The sequence below is a fragment of the Janthinobacterium sp. OK676 genome, assembly GCF_900103595.1.
Lineage (GTDB): Bacteria > Pseudomonadota > Gammaproteobacteria > Burkholderiales > Burkholderiaceae_D > Janthinobacterium.
This window is the reverse complement of record NZ_FNHA01000002.1, coordinates 104,844-119,086: the sequence shown is the minus strand read 5'-3', so window position 1 is coordinate 119,086 and position 14,243 is coordinate 104,844. Positions and strand designations below refer to the sequence as shown.

Below are 14,243 nucleotides of genomic sequence, written 5' to 3'. Positions count from 1 at the left end.
AGGTCGGTTTCGTGGCGTCTGTGCATCGTTTTTTTTCAGATAGGAATCACGCAATGAAGAACCTCAAAATCGGCGTACGTCTTGGTGGCGGTTTTGCCGCCGTCCTCCTTCTGTTGACGACCTTGACCGTGGTGGGCATCGTGCAGATGCAAAGCGCCAGCAAGGAGACCGATGCGCTCGTCAACGTCAAGGTGCGCAACGAGCGCCTGATCGGCGAATGGACCAAGGTCATCGAGGTGAACGCGGCGCGCACGGCGGCCGCCTGGAAAGTCAGCGATCCCGAACACCAGAAACAGTTTGAAAAGGAAATGGCGGTCTCGTCCGCACGCGCCACGGAAATCCAGAACGATATCGGCAAGAGCGAGTTGAGCGCCGAAGAGCAGGCGCTATACCAGGAGGTGCTGAGCACGCGCAAGGCCTACACGGAAGTGCGCAAGAACGTGTTCAAGGCCAAGAATGCGGGCGACCTGGAACTGGGCAAGCGCCTGTACGAAGGCGACATGGCCGTCAAGCGCGACATCTACCTGGCGTCGCTGAAGAAGCTGGAAGTGCTGGAAGCCAAATTGCTCGATGAAACGGCCGCGCAAATCCGTTCGCGCTACGAAAACGGCCGTACGCTGCTGATCTCGCTTGGCGTGGTCGCCATCTTGCTGGGCATTGCTTGCGCGTACTGGATCACGCGCTCGATCACGCGCCCCATCACGCGGGCCGTCGAAGTGGCGGAAGCCGTGTCCGCCGGTGACCTGACCAGCCATATCGTGGTGGAAAGCCGCGATGAAACGGGGCAATTGATGCACGCGCTGAAAAACATGAACGACAAGCTGGTGAGCATCGTCGGCCAGGTGCGTTCCGGCACGGAATCGATCAGCACGGCGTCGAGTGAAATTGCCGCCGGCAACCTGGACTTGTCGTCACGCACGGAAGAGCAGGCCAGCTCGCTGGAAGAGACGGCGTCTTCCATGGAAGAGCTGACCTCCACCGTGAAACTCAATGCCGACAATGCGCGCAGCGCCAACCAGCTGGCCATCGACGCCTCGCAGATCGCCAGCAAGGGCGGGGTGGTGGTATCGGAAGTGGTCAGCACCATGGGCTCGATCAACGATTCCTCGCGCAAGATCGTCGACATCATCAGCGTCATCGACGCCATCGCCTTCCAGACGAATATCCTGGCACTGAACGCGGCCGTGGAAGCGGCCAGGGCCGGCGAGCAGGGCCGTGGTTTTGCCGTCGTGGCCAGTGAAGTGCGCAACCTGGCGCAGCGCTCGAGCGCGGCTGCCAAGGAAATCAAGGGCTTGATCGACGATTCCGTGCAAAAGGTCGAGGCCGGTTCACAACTGGTGGACAAGGCGGGCCGCACCATGGACGAAATCGTGCAAAGCATCAGCCATGTGACGCAGATCATGAACCAGATCACGGACGCCAGCGATGAACAGCGCGCCGGCATCGAACAAGTCAACCAGGCCATCGGCCAGATGGACCAGGTGACGCAGCAAAACGCGGCCCTGGTGGAAGAAGCGGCCGCGGCGGCCGAATCCATGCAGGAACAGGCTGCCAAGCTGGCCGACGTCGTGGGCCTGTTCAAGCTCGATGCAGCGCAGCACTATGTGTCGGCCAGTGCCAGTCCGTCCGTGGCGGCGTCTGCTCAAGTAAAAGCTGCCACCCGACCCGTCATGCGGCCTGCCAAGTACCGCGCGCCGGCACCGGCCGTGGCGGCACCCGCGCCGGGCAAGTCGGCGCAAGCGGACGCCGTGCGTGCACGCGCGCCGAAGGCACCGGTGGCGTCGGGCGCCGACGAGTGGGAAGAGTTTTAAGCGCAAACTCCCCCTGGCATGGCGCGGGCGCTACAATCGCGGCTTGAAGACAGCCGCGAACGCGCTCCGCCATGACCACCCGCCGTATCCCCAGCCAACCCTCCAGTAATACTTCCAGCCATACCTTCAGCCAACCCGCTGCATCGTCCTCCCCGGCTGAACCCGCAAAACGCGCGCGCTGCCCGGCCTGCCTGCGCGCTGAAAGCAGCTGCATCTGCCGCTGGATCACCCCCGTTTCCCACGCGGTGGAAGTACTGATCCTGCAGCATCCGCTGGAAGTCCACAATGCCAAGGGCAGCGCCCGCTTGCTGCACCTGAGCCTGCCCAACAGCCACATGCTGACGGGCGAGCAGTTTGCTCCCGAAACGCTCGACGAATTGCTGGCCGGCAAGCACAACGTGTTGCTATACCCGGATACGCCAGGCGACCGTTCGCTGGGCATCGCGCCGCCGCCAGCGCTCGACCCCGCCATCTTGTCTGATCCGGCCCCATTTTCGGCCCGCCTGCGGCTGGTGGTGCTGGACGCCACCTGGCGCAAGAGCCGCAAGATGCTGTATCTGAATCCCCTGTTGCAGCAGCTGCCGCGGCTGCCTTTGCGCGATACGCCCGCTTCCCATTACCTGATCCGCAAGGCGCACGCGCCAGACCAGTTATCGACCCTGGAAGCAACGTGTTACGCCCTCATGCAGTTGGAGCAGGACGCGGCCCGCTTCGTTCCCCTGATCACGGCATTTGACGGTTTTGTGGCGCAGCAGTTGAGTTATGTCATGGCGCAGGGCGAAAAAGCTTGAAATAGCACCATGGCAGCCCTTGATATTGGCCGGACAGCGGCATAGTATACTGTACGTATATACAGTTGATGGGGCCGTTCATGAAAGCAATCATTCCAGAGCACGATGACAGCTTTGCCGGGCAAGCCATGCTGCCGCCGCAATCGCTGAAAGCCAAAAAGGGGCGCGGTGCCGTATCGAACCTGCAAGGGCGCTACGAGGTGCATGCGCGCGCCGGCTTCGATGATGGCTGGAGCGTGGGCGGCCTGGATGGGGCGGCTGGGGAAGAGGCGGCGCCGGCCTGGAAGACGCAGGTCAGCGACGAGCAGGCGCGCACCATCCTCACGCGCAACGCTTCGCCCGATTTGCCCTTCAATGTGTCGCTCAATCCCTATCGCGGCTGCGAGCATGGCTGCATCTATTGCTTTGCCCGTCCCACGCACAGCTATCTGGGCCTGTCGCCGGGCCTGGACTTCGAAAGCCGCATCTACGCCAAGGTGAACGCGCCCGAGCTGTTGCGGCGCGAACTGGCCAGGCCGTCGTACGTGCCAGAACCGATCGCCCTGGGCGTCAATACCGATGCGTATCAGCCGTGCGAACGCGAGCGGCAGCTGACGCGGCGCGTGCTGGAAGTGCTGCAGGAGTGCGACCACCCCGTGGCGCTGATCACGAAATCGTCGCTGATCGAGCGCGATATCGACATTCTGGCGCCGATGGCGGCCAGGCATCTGGCGGCAGTGGCCGTCACTGTCACCACGCTCGACCCGGCCATCGCCCGCACCCTGGAACCGCGCGCGGCCGCCCCGGCACGGCGCCTGCGCACCATCCGCACCCTGACCGAGGCGGGCATCCCCGTGGGCGTGAGCATCGCGCCCATCATTCCCTTTGTGACGGAACCGGAAATCGAGCAATTGCTCGAAGCCGTGCGCGACGCGGGCGCCATCCACGCTCATTACGTGGTGCTGCGCCTGCCGTGGGAAGTGAGTCCCTTGTTCCAGCAATGGCTGGAAGCGCACTTCCCGGAACGGGCGCAGCGCGTGATGAACCGGGTACGCGAAATGCGGGGCGGCAAGGATTACGACAGCGCGTTCGGTGCGCGCATGCGGGGCGAAGGCGTGTGGGCGGACCTCATACGCCAGCGCTTTGAAAAAGCCGTGCACCGGCTGGGGCTGCACGGCAAGGGCGGCCGCTTCAAGCAGCTCGATTGCACGCAGTTCCGCCGGCCGCTGGTGGTGCCGCCGTTGGGCGCGAAAGTGAAAAATGGCAATGCGGGGCAGCTGGACCTGTTTTAAGAAGTTACGCGGCGTTATCGTGGGTCTTTGCCTGGATGTGCGCCAGATGCTGCTCGATGGCGAAGACGTGCGGGTCGCTCTTGCCCAGTTCGCGCAGGGCGCTGGCCAGGTGCAGCAGGTATTCGCTGTTCGGGCCGCTGGGGCCGTTTGATCGGGCGATCTGGCGCGCGATGTCCAGTTCCGGGGCGGCGCCCAGGAAAGCGGCGTTTTCCTCGTTGGCGATGTACACGAGGCCTTCGACCTTGCCGCCGTCCTCGAAGGTGATGTCGGTGGCCAGGCGCAAATAGCCGTTCTTTTCGCGATGGTCGAGGTGGGCGAAGACTTCGGGCGTGATCAGGTAGGCCATGCCGTCGCACACGGCGCCGGCCTGCGGCACGATGGTCGCGACCCGGCCCGGCGCCATCGGCGTGCCGCGGTGGTCGTGCGAGCCTTGCCAGAAGCGCCGCGTCCAGCCGGCGATGCTGGCGGGGCGGCGTTCGATATACGGAAAGTCCGCCTTGTAGATCAGCGAGCCATAGCCGAACAGCCAAACCTGTGCATGGCCGTCGAATTTGTTCATGCGCTGGTTGATGGCGATGGTGGCGGCGTCGATGGCGGACAGGTCGTTCTGGTCAGGCTGGGTCATGGCGTAAGCGGTGAAGGGGCGATGGTGGATTATAAAACGGCGCCGGCTGGGCCGCCCGCTCCCACGTTCCACTCGTGCGTCTCGACGAACTGGAACAGGAAGGCCATGAAGCTTTCGGCAGCCGGCGACAGCGACCGCCCCGTCTTCGTGTACACGAAAAAGCGCCGCGTCAGTTCCGGTTCGTGCAGGGCGCGCATCTGCAATTGATATAGTTTGACCATCGGTTCCGCGTACGGCAGGCAGACCGTGATGCCCAGGTTGGCGCTGACCATGGCCAGCGCCGTCGTCATGAACGTCACTTCATTGTAGGGGTTGAGCGACAGCTCGCGGAAGCTGCCGTGCATGTCGCGCAGCAGGCGTTCCGTGAACTGGCCCTGCAGTGAAATGAAGGGGTAGTCGCCCACGTCGGCCCATGTGACTCTTTCCTTTTGCCGCAGCGGGTGCTGCTCGGGGAAGACCAGCACGAAGGGCATTTCGAACAGCGCCTGCGCGGCAATTTCCGCCGTCGGGTCGCGCTCGGGACCGATGCCGAAATCGACTTCGCCGCTGAAGACGCGCGCCGAGACATTCTCCACGGGGCAGTCGACGAGGCGCAGCTGCACGTCCGGGTGCGCCTGGCGGTAGGCGGCGATCACTTCCGGCAGCAGGGTGCACGCCATCATCTGCGGCGCGGCGATGCGCACCATGCCCGTTTTCAGGGCCTTGCGCTGGGCGATGCCGGCCATGGCGCCGTCGAGGTCCTCGATCATCTTTTCAAACAGCGGATACAGTTCGCGGCCGATTTCCGACAGTTGCGTCTTGCGCGTGCTGCGCTCGACCACGCGTACGCCCAGCACGCTTTCCAGTTCCTTGATCAAGCCGCTCAAGGCCGATTGCGTCACATGCAGGTATTCGGCGGCCAGGGTGAAACTGCCGGTCTTGGCCAGCGCCACGAAGGCGCGCATTTGCCGCAGGCTGGGACTCATAAGATAATCCGATAAATCAATGGTTAAAAATTGTTTGTATGATAGCTGTAACTCGATTCTAATGGTGAAAAGCTGAAAAACAGGCCAGCCATCGCGCCCACGGCGCCATCCATTGGAGACAGACCATGAAGATCAAGCAAATTCACCACGTCGCCTATCGCTGCATCGACGCGAAGAAAACCGTCGAGTGGTACGTCAAGCATTTGAACATGAATTTCGTCCTCGCCATCGCCGAAGACCTGGTGCCGTCGACCAAGGCGCCGGACCCGTACATGCACGTCTTCCTCGACGCGGGCCAGGGCAATGTGCTGGCCTTTTTCGAGCTGCCGACGCAGCCGCCGATGGACCGCGACCGCAATACCCCGGCCTGGGTGCAGCACCTGGCGCTGGAAGTGGGCAGCATGGAAGAACTGCTGGCCGCCAAGGAGCGCCTGGTGGCCGGCGGCATCGAGGTGCTGGGTCCCGTCAACCACGCCATCTTCCAGTCGATCTATTTCTTCGATCCGAACGGCCACCGCCTCGAACTGGCGGCCAACGTGGGCACGCCCGAGATGATGGCCAAACTGGACGCCGTCAAATGGGAAATGCTGGAAGAATGGTCGCAGACGCGCCGCGCGCCCAAACACGCCGCCTGGATGCATGCGCCGGCCGACGCCTGAGCGCCCGGCCCCCCACTCTCTGAAACACACACCGAACAAGGAACGCCATGAAATTCGCAACCCTGAAAAACGGCAGCCGTGACGGCGCCCTGGTCCTCGTCAGCCGCGACCTGCGCCAGTACCAGCGCGTGGCCGCCATCGCGCCCACGTTGCAGGTCGCGCTCGACAACTGGGACGCCGTCGCGCCGAAACTGGAACTGGCCTACGCCGACCTGAACGCGGGCAAGGCGCCGGACGCGCAGCCGTTTGATGCAAAGCTGTGTCACTCGCCGCTGCCGCGCGCCTACCAGTGGGCCGACGGTTCCGCCTACATCAACCACGTGGAACTGGTGCGCAAGGCGCGCAACGCGGAAGTGCCGGCCTCGTTCTACACGGACCCGCTGATGTATCAGGGTGGCTCCGACAGTTTCATAGGCCCGCGCGAGCCGATCTTCGCCCTGTCCGAAGAGTGGGGCATCGACCTGGAAGCGGAAGTGGCGGTGATTACGGGCGACGTGGCCATGGGTGCCGGCGTGGACGACGCGGCAAAAGCCATCCGCCTGCTCATGCTGGTCAACGATGTCTCCTTGCGCAACCTCATTCCGGGCGAACTGGCCAAGGGTTTCGGCTTCTTCCAGTCGAAGGCGGCCAGCGCGTTTTCGCCCGTCGCCGTCACGCCGGACGAACTGGGTAATGAATGGGCGGACAGCAAGCTGCATTTGCCGCTGCTGGTGGACCTGAACGACAAGCCCTTCGGCAAGCCGAATGCGGGCGAAGACATGACCTTCAACTTTGCGCAACTCGTCGCCCATGCGGCCAAGACGCGCGAACTGGGCGCCGGCAGCATCGTCGGTTCCGGCACCGTGTCGAACAAGCAGGGCAACCTGTTTGGCTCGAGCATCGAGAACGGCGGCGTCGGTTACTGCTGCCTGGCCGAAGTGCGCATGTATGAAACCATCGAACACGGCGCGCCCAAGACGGCCTACCTGAAGTTCGGCGACACGGTGCGCATCGAGATGCGCGACGCGGCCGGCGCCAGCATCTTCGGCAGCATCGAGCAGACCGTGGCCCTGTACGCCGGCCGCGCCTGAGGGGAGGGCGCCCATGAAGCTGTACACCTATTTCCGCAGTTCGGCCGCCTACCGCGTGCGCATTGCCTTGAATCTCAAAGGCATTGCCTACGACAGCATCCCCGTGCATCTGCTGCAGGATGGCGGACAGCAGCTGCTGCCAGCCTACCGCGCCGTCAACCCGTCGGCCCTGGTGCCGGCGCTCGACGACGAGGGCGCCATCCTGACGCAGTCGCTGGCGATGCTTGAATATCTGGACGAGACGCGGCCGGCCGTGCCGCTGCTGCCGGCGGACGCGCTGGGAAGGGCCCGCGTGCGCGCGCTGGCGCTGGCCATCGCCTGCGACGCGCATCCGCTGACGAATCTGCGCGTGCTGAAATACCTGAAAAACACGCTGGGGCTGTCGGACGAGGCCAAGCAGGAGTGGTACCGCCATTGGATGGCCGAGGGGCTGGCGGCCGTCGAAGCGCTGCTGGCGCAGGGCGATCCGGCCGGCACGGGCCTGTTCTGCCATGGCGACAGTCCGACGATAGCCGATTGCTGCCTGGTGCCGCAGGTATTCAATGCGCAGCGCTTCGCCATCGACCTGGCTCCGTACCCGCGCGTGGCGCGCATTCATGCGCATTGCGCCGCCTTGCCCGCGTTTGCGGCCGCCCATCCGTCGCAGCAGCCTGACGCCGAATAGGGCGTCCGGTCAATAAGGGGGGCGGGTTCAGCTCCACTCGACCCTGTCCCGTCCGCCATGTTTGGCGCGGTACAGGGCCTGGTCGGCGCGGATCAGCAGATCCGTCAAGTTGTCCGCTTGCCGCTTGGCCGGCGCCGTCGATTGCGGCGTATTCGATGTCACGCCGATGCTGATGGTCAGGCTGACCAGTTGGCCGTCATCGCATTCCACGCGCAAGCCGGCTGCCGCCAGGCGCAGGCGCTCGGCCACGTCCAGCGCCACTGTCAGCGGCGTCTCCGGCATCAGCAGCACGAATTCCTCGCCCCCAAAGCGCGCCGCCGTATCCATGCCCCGCGTGACGCTGCGCAGCACTTGCGCGACGGCAGCGATGGCGCGGTCTCCCGCGTCGTGGCCATGGCCGTCATTGATGCGCTTGAAGTGGTCGATATCGATCATCAGCAGCGACAGCGTATGACCGAAGCGCTGGGCGCGCTCAAGCTCCTCCGTCAGCCGCAGGGTCATCATGCGGCGGTTGCCCAGGCCCGTCAGCGGGTCGGTCGTGGCTTGCTGCTCCAGCCGGGAGTTGGCCACCAGCAGTTCCAGGGTGCGCTGCAAGACACGTTCCTCGAGCATGTCGCGCTCCGCATGCAGGGTGGCCACGCTGGCGCGGCGGCTGCGCTGGGCCAGCAGCAGGGCCGTGATCAGTGCCGCTTGCAGCGCGATCAGCGACAGCCCGGCGATGATCTGCCAGTGATATTGCGCCCATACTCCCTGTGGCCGGTTCAGGATGCGCGCCTCGCCGGGCAGGTTGCGCAAGCCGAAACGCTGTACCGCCGCATCGTCGAAGATGTACGCCTGCATGCCGTCCGGGTCGGGCGTCCTGCCCAGCAGGATGCGCGCGATGGTGCGCCCCACTTTCTCGCCGCTGATGACATAGCCGCCCACCACGCCGGGCAGTATCAGCGATTCCACGCTGGTGAAAATGGGCACGGCGCTGCGCGAGGCCAGGTCGCGCGCCATCACGGGCGGCGTGGTGCGCTGTCCCAGCCCGTCGCGGTAGACGGGCAGCAGGTAGATGGCGCTGCCCTTTCCCAGCATTCCGGTGCGGCGCCACAATTCATCCTGGCTCAGGTGATCCCAGAACTCGACCTCGAGCCGGTCGTGGTAGGGCGCGATGGCGGCGCGAATGGCGGCGATCCACGCCTGGCCGCGTGCGCTGGCGTCGCCGACGATGGCGATATGGCGCAGCCCCGGCGTCACCCGCAGCATGACGGCGACGGCCTTGCCGAAATCGTGGCGCACGTCGAGATTGATGCCGTCGGCAGGCGCCCAGTCCTGCCGTCCCTGGTTCACATAGTAGCGGGGCACGCCGGGAAACAGTGTCGGGTGTCGGCTCAGGAACTGGGCCGCCAGGTAGTTTTCCGTGATGATGGCGTCGAACTGCACCATCCTGTACTTGGTTTGCAGATAGGTTTCCAGCCCGGCTACGGCAGGCTGTTCGCCCACGCGCACGGAATCGAGCCGCTCCTCGTAGATGCCGGGCGCGAGGCGCCAGTTCTCGTTGGCCAGTTCCGCGCTCATGCCCTTGTGGATCAGCGTTTGCCACTGCGATGAGGCATCGCTGCCCAGCGAATACAGTACCAGCACCTGTCTTGGCGCAAAACGCGGTGCGCTGATCTGCGCCAGGTCTTGCGCATGGACGGGTGCGTTGCAGCATAGCGACAGCAGAAAGCTCAGGCAGGGCAGGCGTATCGCGGCGCGCAAACGGATGAGGTAGGGACAGGGCATGGACAGGGCAGTGTGTTGAGAACTTGCACAGGCGTAATGAGTGGTAGTGGATGGAAGAATCCGGCAAGCACTATTTCTTGATGTGGCTCAAGTTCCAAGGAAACCAGTCTAGCATTGCCAGCCTCGATTGGCGCAGGCGGCGTGTAATTTTTGATACGACTGTTGTTATATTGGTATTGCTGTGGAAGGTGGGGATTGTGCTCATTCAACAATGCAGGCGTACCGGTGCGCTACAATTTGCGTTTGCCCAAATACTTCACGCGCCATGATCGTCACAACCGTTCCTGCCAGCATCACCGATACCCTGTCCCTGGCGCATGCTTCCTGGCGTCCCATTTTGCTGCGCGGCTTGCAGGCCGTGATGGCGGCCGATCCCGCCTACCTGCCGGCGCTGGCCGCCGACGATTACCTGCCCACGCAGGGCAGGCTGTTCGCCGCCTTTGCCCTGCCGCTGGCGCAGGTGCGCCATGTGCTGGTGGGCGAGGGGCCGTATCCGCGCGCCGACAGCGCCACGGGCGTGTGCTTCATGGATGGCGCCGTCGGCAGTCTGTGGTCGGCCACGGGCCTGTCGAAGCCCGTCAACCGCGCCACCTCCCTGCGCAACTTCATGAAAATGTTGCTGGTGGCCGATGGCCAGCTGCAGGGCGGCGACACGTCGGGCACCGCCATGGCGCCCGTGGCGGCCGCCGCGCTGCAAGCCGGCAGCGGCGTGATCCAGACCCTGCCCGACCTGCAGCGCAAGATGACGGAGCAGGGCTTTTTGCTGCTCAACGCGGCGCTGGTATTCCGTGCCCACGTGCCGCCCGTGCAGGATGCGCGCGGCTGGCTGCCCTTCCTGCAGGTGGTGCTCGAAGCGCTGGCGCGGCAGGGCGGGGCGACCTTGCCGCAACTGGTGCTGTGGGGCAAGATTGCCGAGCTCATCAAACGCCTGCCGGTGGCGGCATCGTTGCCGCAGGTGACGGCGGAACATCCGTATAATCTGTCCTTTATCGGCAATCGTGACATGCAGGCCTTGTTTGGCCCGATGCAGCTATTGCGTGCTTGAGATTGAATTGACGCCATCTGGCGGAAGTGCGGGGAATATGCAAATCAGTAACGTGGAAGAATTGAAGGCGTGGATCGCGGCGGGCGGCGTGCCCGACTATCTGTATTTCTGGGGCCACACGCCGGCCCAGCCGCAGGTGCCCGATAAAAGCTGCTTCAGCCAGTGGTTCCCGTCGCCCTTCAGCCTGGCCGGCGTGACGTATGCGACGGCCGAGCACTACATGATGGCGCAAAAGGCGGCCCTGTTTGGCGACACGGCCGTGCAGGCGCGTATCGTGGCGGCCGCGCGGCCGTCGGAAGTGAAAAAGCTGGGACGCGAAGTGGCGAACTTCGACGCCAAGGTGTGGGAAGCGGCGCGCGCCGGCATCGTCTTCGATGGCAACTTTGCCAAGTTCTCGCAAAAGGCGGCGCTGCGCAAGTTTCTGCTGGGCACGGGCGAGCGCGTCATCGTCGAAGCCAGTCCCGTCGACCGCATCTGGGGCGTGGGCCTGGCGTCGGACAATCCGCGCATCCTGGACCCCGCCAGCTGGGACGGCTTGAACTTGCTCGGTTTTGAACTGATGAAAGTACGCAGCGCCTTACGAGGGTGATAGCGCCTGACCAAACCTGCTGCGCGTCGGTATAGGTAGCCTGCGATGCTCACCGGCTCGGCGCCCCCGTACTCAGTACGGTTGCGCTTCTCGGCCACCTCTCCCTTCCGCTCGCGACGGTTTTGTCAGGTGCCGTGAAGCCGGCGATTGTCCTATTGTTGTTTGATTCTTGTTTTCTTGAGGCCGCCATCTCACGCGTGGCCTGTTAAGCCCCTGCCAGCCCTGTGGTCATCGAGGGGCGCTCTGACAAACCCCGCCGAATTTGTTATACTTGACTAAATCATTCAACTACTCAGGGTTTGAGAAGTTGAAAAACCGCAATATTTTAAACCAGTTGAACCGAGGATGTATGCGTCTGACTACAAAAGGCCGTTTTGCCGTGACAGCGATGATCGATCTTGCCCTGCGCCAGGGTAAAGGTCCGGTCACTCTGTCCGGCATCAGCCAGCGCCAGTCGATTTCCCTGTCCTACCTGGAACAGCTGTTCGGCAAGCTGCGCCGCCATGAGATCGTCGAATCGATCCGCGGTCCCGGCGGCGGCTACAGCCTGGCGCGCCGTGCGGACAAGGTGACGGTGGCCGACATCATCATCGCCGTCGACGAGCCGCTGGACGCCACGCAGTGCGGCGGCAAGGAGCATTGCCACGGCGCCGACGCGGCTACGGGTGCGCGCTGCATGACGCATGAATTGTGGTCCACACTCAACGAAAAAATGGTCGATTATCTGGATTCTGTGTCCTTGCAGGACCTGGTCGACCAGCAGAGACAAAAGAATGCCGAACAAAGCGTGATGGTGATGCATCGTAACCAGGCCGCCATCGGTTGAATATTACAAAATACTAAGTTGCTGATTGCAGGAGTTATTGATGAACGCCCCAGAAAAAAACGTAGGCCAAGTGCACTTTGAAACCGCACCGCATTTCCCGATCTACATGGATTACTCGGCCACCACGCCGATCGATCCCCGCGTCGCCGACAAGATGATTCCCTACCTGCGCGAGCAGTTCGGCAATCCGGCATCGCGCAGCCACATGTATGGCTGGACGGCGGAAAAAGCCGTGGAAGAGGCGCGCGGCCACGTGGCGGCCCTGGTGAACGCCGATCCGCGCGAAATCATCTGGACGTCCGGCGCGACGGAAAGCAACAACCTGGCCATCAAGGGCGCGGCACAGTTCTACAAGACCAAGGGCAAGCACATCATTACCGTCAAGACCGAGCACAAATCGGTACTCGATACGGTGCGCGAACTGGAACGCATCGGCTTTGAAGCGACCTACCTGGAACCGCAAGACAACGGCCTCATCACCGTCGAGCAGCTGGCCGCGGCCGTGCGCCCGGACACCATCCTCGTGTCGGTCATGCTGGTGAATAACGAAATCGGCGTGATCCAGCCGATCGACGAGATCGGCGTATTCTGCCGCTCGAAAGGCATCATCTTCCATTGCGACGCCGCGCAAGCGACGGGCAAGGTCGTCATCGACCTGCAAAAGACCAAGGTCGACCTGATGACCTTCACGGCGCACAAGACCTACGGCCCGAAAGGCGTGGGCGCCCTGTACGTGTGCCGCAAGCCGCGCGTGCGCCTGGAAGCGCAGATGCACGGTGGCGGCCATGAGCGCGGCCTGCGCTCGGGCACCCTGCCGACGCACCAGATCGTCGGCATGGGCGAAGCGTTCCGTATCGCCAAGGAAGAAATGGACAGCGAAATCGGCCGTATCAAGGCCTTGCGCGACCGCCTGGCCAAGGGCTTGCAGGAGATCGAAGAAGTCTACATCAACGGCGACATGGATCACCGCGTGCCGCACAACCTGAACGTGAGCTTCAACTACGTCGAAGGCGAGTCGCTGATCATGGCGATCAAGGATATCGCCGTGTCGTCCGGTTCGGCCTGCACCTCGGCCAGCCTGGAACCATCGTACGTGCTGCGCGCCCTGGGCCGCAGCGACGAACTGGCGCACAGCTCGATCCGCTTCACCATCGGCCGCTTCTCGACCGAGGAAGACATCGACTTCGCCGTCAACCTGCTGAAATCGAAAGTACACAAGCTGCGCGAACTGTCGCCGCTGTGGGACATGTTCAAGGATGGAATCGACATTAATTCGATTCAATGGGCGGCCCACTAACCAACACCGTGGCCCCTTGACGGGGCCGGCAAGAATATTAAAGGAGCATCAAAATGGCTTACTCGGACAAAGTACTCGATCATTACGAAAACCCGCGCAACGTGGGCGCTTTCGACAAGGGTGATGAAACCATCGGCACCGGCATGGTCGGCGCGCCCGCCTGCGGCGACGTGATGAAACTGCAGATCAAGGTCGGCGCCGATGGCCTGATCGAAGATGCGAAGTTCAAGACCTACGGCTGCGGTTCGGCCATCGCGTCGAGCTCGCTGGTAACGGAATGGGTCAAGGGCAAGACCCTGGACCAGGCGCTGGCCATCAAGAACACGCAGATCGCCGAAGAACTGGCTCTGCCGCCAGTGAAGATCCACTGCTCCATCCTGGCGGAAGACGCCATCAAGGCGGCGGTACTGGATTACCAGACCCGTCACCCGGCAGCAGCTTAAACGTTGGTAGCCCGCCCCAGCCGCAAGGCCGGGGCAGTTACGGAGAAATACATGATCACACTGACCGAAAAAGCGGCGAAACACATCAACCGTTATATCGAACGGCGCGGCAAGGGCATGGGTTTGCGCTTCGGCGTGCGGACCACGGGCTGCTCGGGCCTGGCTTACAAGCTCGAATATGTCGATGAAGCGGCGGCCGAAGACAGCGTCTTCGAATCGCACGGCGTGAAAGTCTTCGTCGACCCGAAAAGCTTGCCTTACATCGACGGCACGGAACTCGATTTCGCGCGCGAAGGCTTGAACGAAGGCTTCAAGTTCCACAATCCGAACGAAAAAGACGCCTGCGGCTGCGGCGAGTCCTTCAGGATTTAAACAGCTGGCAAGACCCCGGTCGGTGCGCTGTACCCATCGATTGAGGTA

General features: G+C 63.2%; 15 protein-coding genes. 12 read left to right on the top strand and 3 right to left on the bottom strand.

Features of this window, described 5'->3' with window-relative positions; all coding sequences use genetic code 11:
- Positions 1-53: 53 nt before the first annotated feature.
- From BLU39_RS04140 to BLU39_RS04130, 3 genes are all read left to right on the top strand, one after another.
- The gene (locus BLU39_RS04140; RefSeq protein ID WP_092710167.1) at positions 54-1,811 is read left to right on the top strand and encodes a methyl-accepting chemotaxis protein; all 1,758 of its coding nucleotides are present in this window, start codon (positions 54-56) and stop codon (positions 1,809-1,811) included.
- Between the two features lie 86 nt (positions 1,812-1,897).
- Complete coding sequence (locus BLU39_RS04135; RefSeq protein ID WP_368087022.1) at positions 1,898-2,602, top strand: tRNA-uridine aminocarboxypropyltransferase; 705 nt, start codon at positions 1,898-1,900, stop codon at positions 2,600-2,602.
- Positions 2,603-2,730: 128 nt separating this feature from the next.
- On the top strand, positions 2,731-3,873 hold the full coding sequence (locus BLU39_RS04130; protein ID WP_092711267.1) for a PA0069 family radical SAM protein: 1,143 nt from the start codon (positions 2,731-2,733) through the stop codon (positions 3,871-3,873).
- 4 nt (positions 3,874-3,877) lie between these two features.
- On the opposite strand, the gene BLU39_RS04125 is transcribed toward BLU39_RS04130, so the two are convergent.
- Complete coding sequence (locus BLU39_RS04125; RefSeq protein WP_092711265.1) at positions 3,878-4,465, bottom strand: gamma-glutamylcyclotransferase; 588 nt, start codon at positions 4,463-4,465, stop codon at positions 3,878-3,880.
- Positions 4,466-4,527: 62 nt separating this feature from the next.
- A complete protein-coding gene (locus BLU39_RS04120; RefSeq protein WP_092710162.1) occupies positions 4,528-5,463 on the bottom strand; it encodes a LysR family transcriptional regulator in 936 nt (311 codons plus the stop codon).
- A gap of 125 nt (positions 5,464-5,588) precedes the next feature.
- Here BLU39_RS04120 and BLU39_RS04115 point away from each other — a divergent pair, with 125 nt between their 5' ends.
- From BLU39_RS04115 to maiA, 3 genes are read left to right on the top strand one after another with little or no spacing between them, the layout of a single operon-like run.
- Entirely contained in the window at positions 5,589-6,122 is a 534-nt protein-coding gene (locus BLU39_RS04115; protein ID WP_092710160.1) for a VOC family protein, read from the top strand.
- A gap of 47 nt (positions 6,123-6,169) precedes the next feature.
- The gene (locus BLU39_RS04110; protein WP_092710157.1) at positions 6,170-7,192 is read left to right on the top strand and encodes a fumarylacetoacetate hydrolase family protein; all 1,023 of its coding nucleotides are present in this window, start codon (positions 6,170-6,172) and stop codon (positions 7,190-7,192) included.
- Positions 7,193-7,205: 13 nt separating this feature from the next.
- Positions 7,206-7,856, top strand: a complete 651-nt coding sequence (gene maiA / locus BLU39_RS04105) for a maleylacetoacetate isomerase (protein ID WP_092710153.1) — start codon at positions 7,206-7,208, stop codon at positions 7,854-7,856.
- Positions 7,857-7,883: 27 nt separating this feature from the next.
- Here maiA and BLU39_RS04100 read toward each other — a convergent pair whose 3' ends face one another.
- On the bottom strand, positions 7,884-9,623 hold the full coding sequence (locus BLU39_RS04100) for a GGDEF domain-containing protein (protein ID WP_254788884.1): 1,740 nt from the start codon (positions 9,621-9,623) through the stop codon (positions 7,884-7,886).
- Between the two features lie 265 nt (positions 9,624-9,888).
- Here BLU39_RS04100 and BLU39_RS04090 point away from each other — a divergent pair, with 265 nt between their 5' ends.
- The 6 genes from BLU39_RS04090 to iscA all read left to right on the top strand — a co-directional run bounded on the left by BLU39_RS04090 (position 9,889) and on the right by iscA (position 14,195).
- Positions 9,889-10,668, top strand: a complete 780-nt coding sequence (locus BLU39_RS04090; RefSeq protein ID WP_092710147.1) for a uracil-DNA glycosylase family protein — start codon at positions 9,889-9,891, stop codon at positions 10,666-10,668.
- A gap of 37 nt (positions 10,669-10,705) precedes the next feature.
- The gene (locus tag BLU39_RS04085; RefSeq protein WP_092710143.1) at positions 10,706-11,257 is read left to right on the top strand and encodes an NADAR family protein; all 552 of its coding nucleotides are present in this window, start codon (positions 10,706-10,708) and stop codon (positions 11,255-11,257) included.
- A gap of 349 nt (positions 11,258-11,606) precedes the next feature.
- Positions 11,607-12,083, top strand: a complete 477-nt coding sequence (gene iscR, locus BLU39_RS04080) for a Fe-S cluster assembly transcriptional regulator IscR (protein ID WP_092710141.1) — start codon at positions 11,607-11,609, stop codon at positions 12,081-12,083.
- A 70-nt stretch (positions 12,084-12,153) separates the two neighbouring features.
- Positions 12,154-13,380, top strand: a complete 1,227-nt coding sequence (locus BLU39_RS04075) for an IscS subfamily cysteine desulfurase (RefSeq protein ID WP_302848392.1) — start codon at positions 12,154-12,156, stop codon at positions 13,378-13,380.
- Between the two features lie 53 nt (positions 13,381-13,433).
- Positions 13,434-13,823 (top strand): Fe-S cluster assembly scaffold IscU, encoded by a 390-nt coding sequence (gene iscU / locus BLU39_RS04070; protein ID WP_034779562.1) that lies wholly within the window; start codon positions 13,434-13,436, stop codon positions 13,821-13,823.
- A 51-nt stretch (positions 13,824-13,874) separates the two neighbouring features.
- Positions 13,875-14,195, top strand: coding sequence for an iron-sulfur cluster assembly protein IscA (iscA, locus tag BLU39_RS04065; RefSeq protein WP_034750079.1), 321 nt, complete (start codon positions 13,875-13,877; stop codon positions 14,193-14,195).
- Positions 14,196-14,243 lie beyond the last annotated feature (48 nt).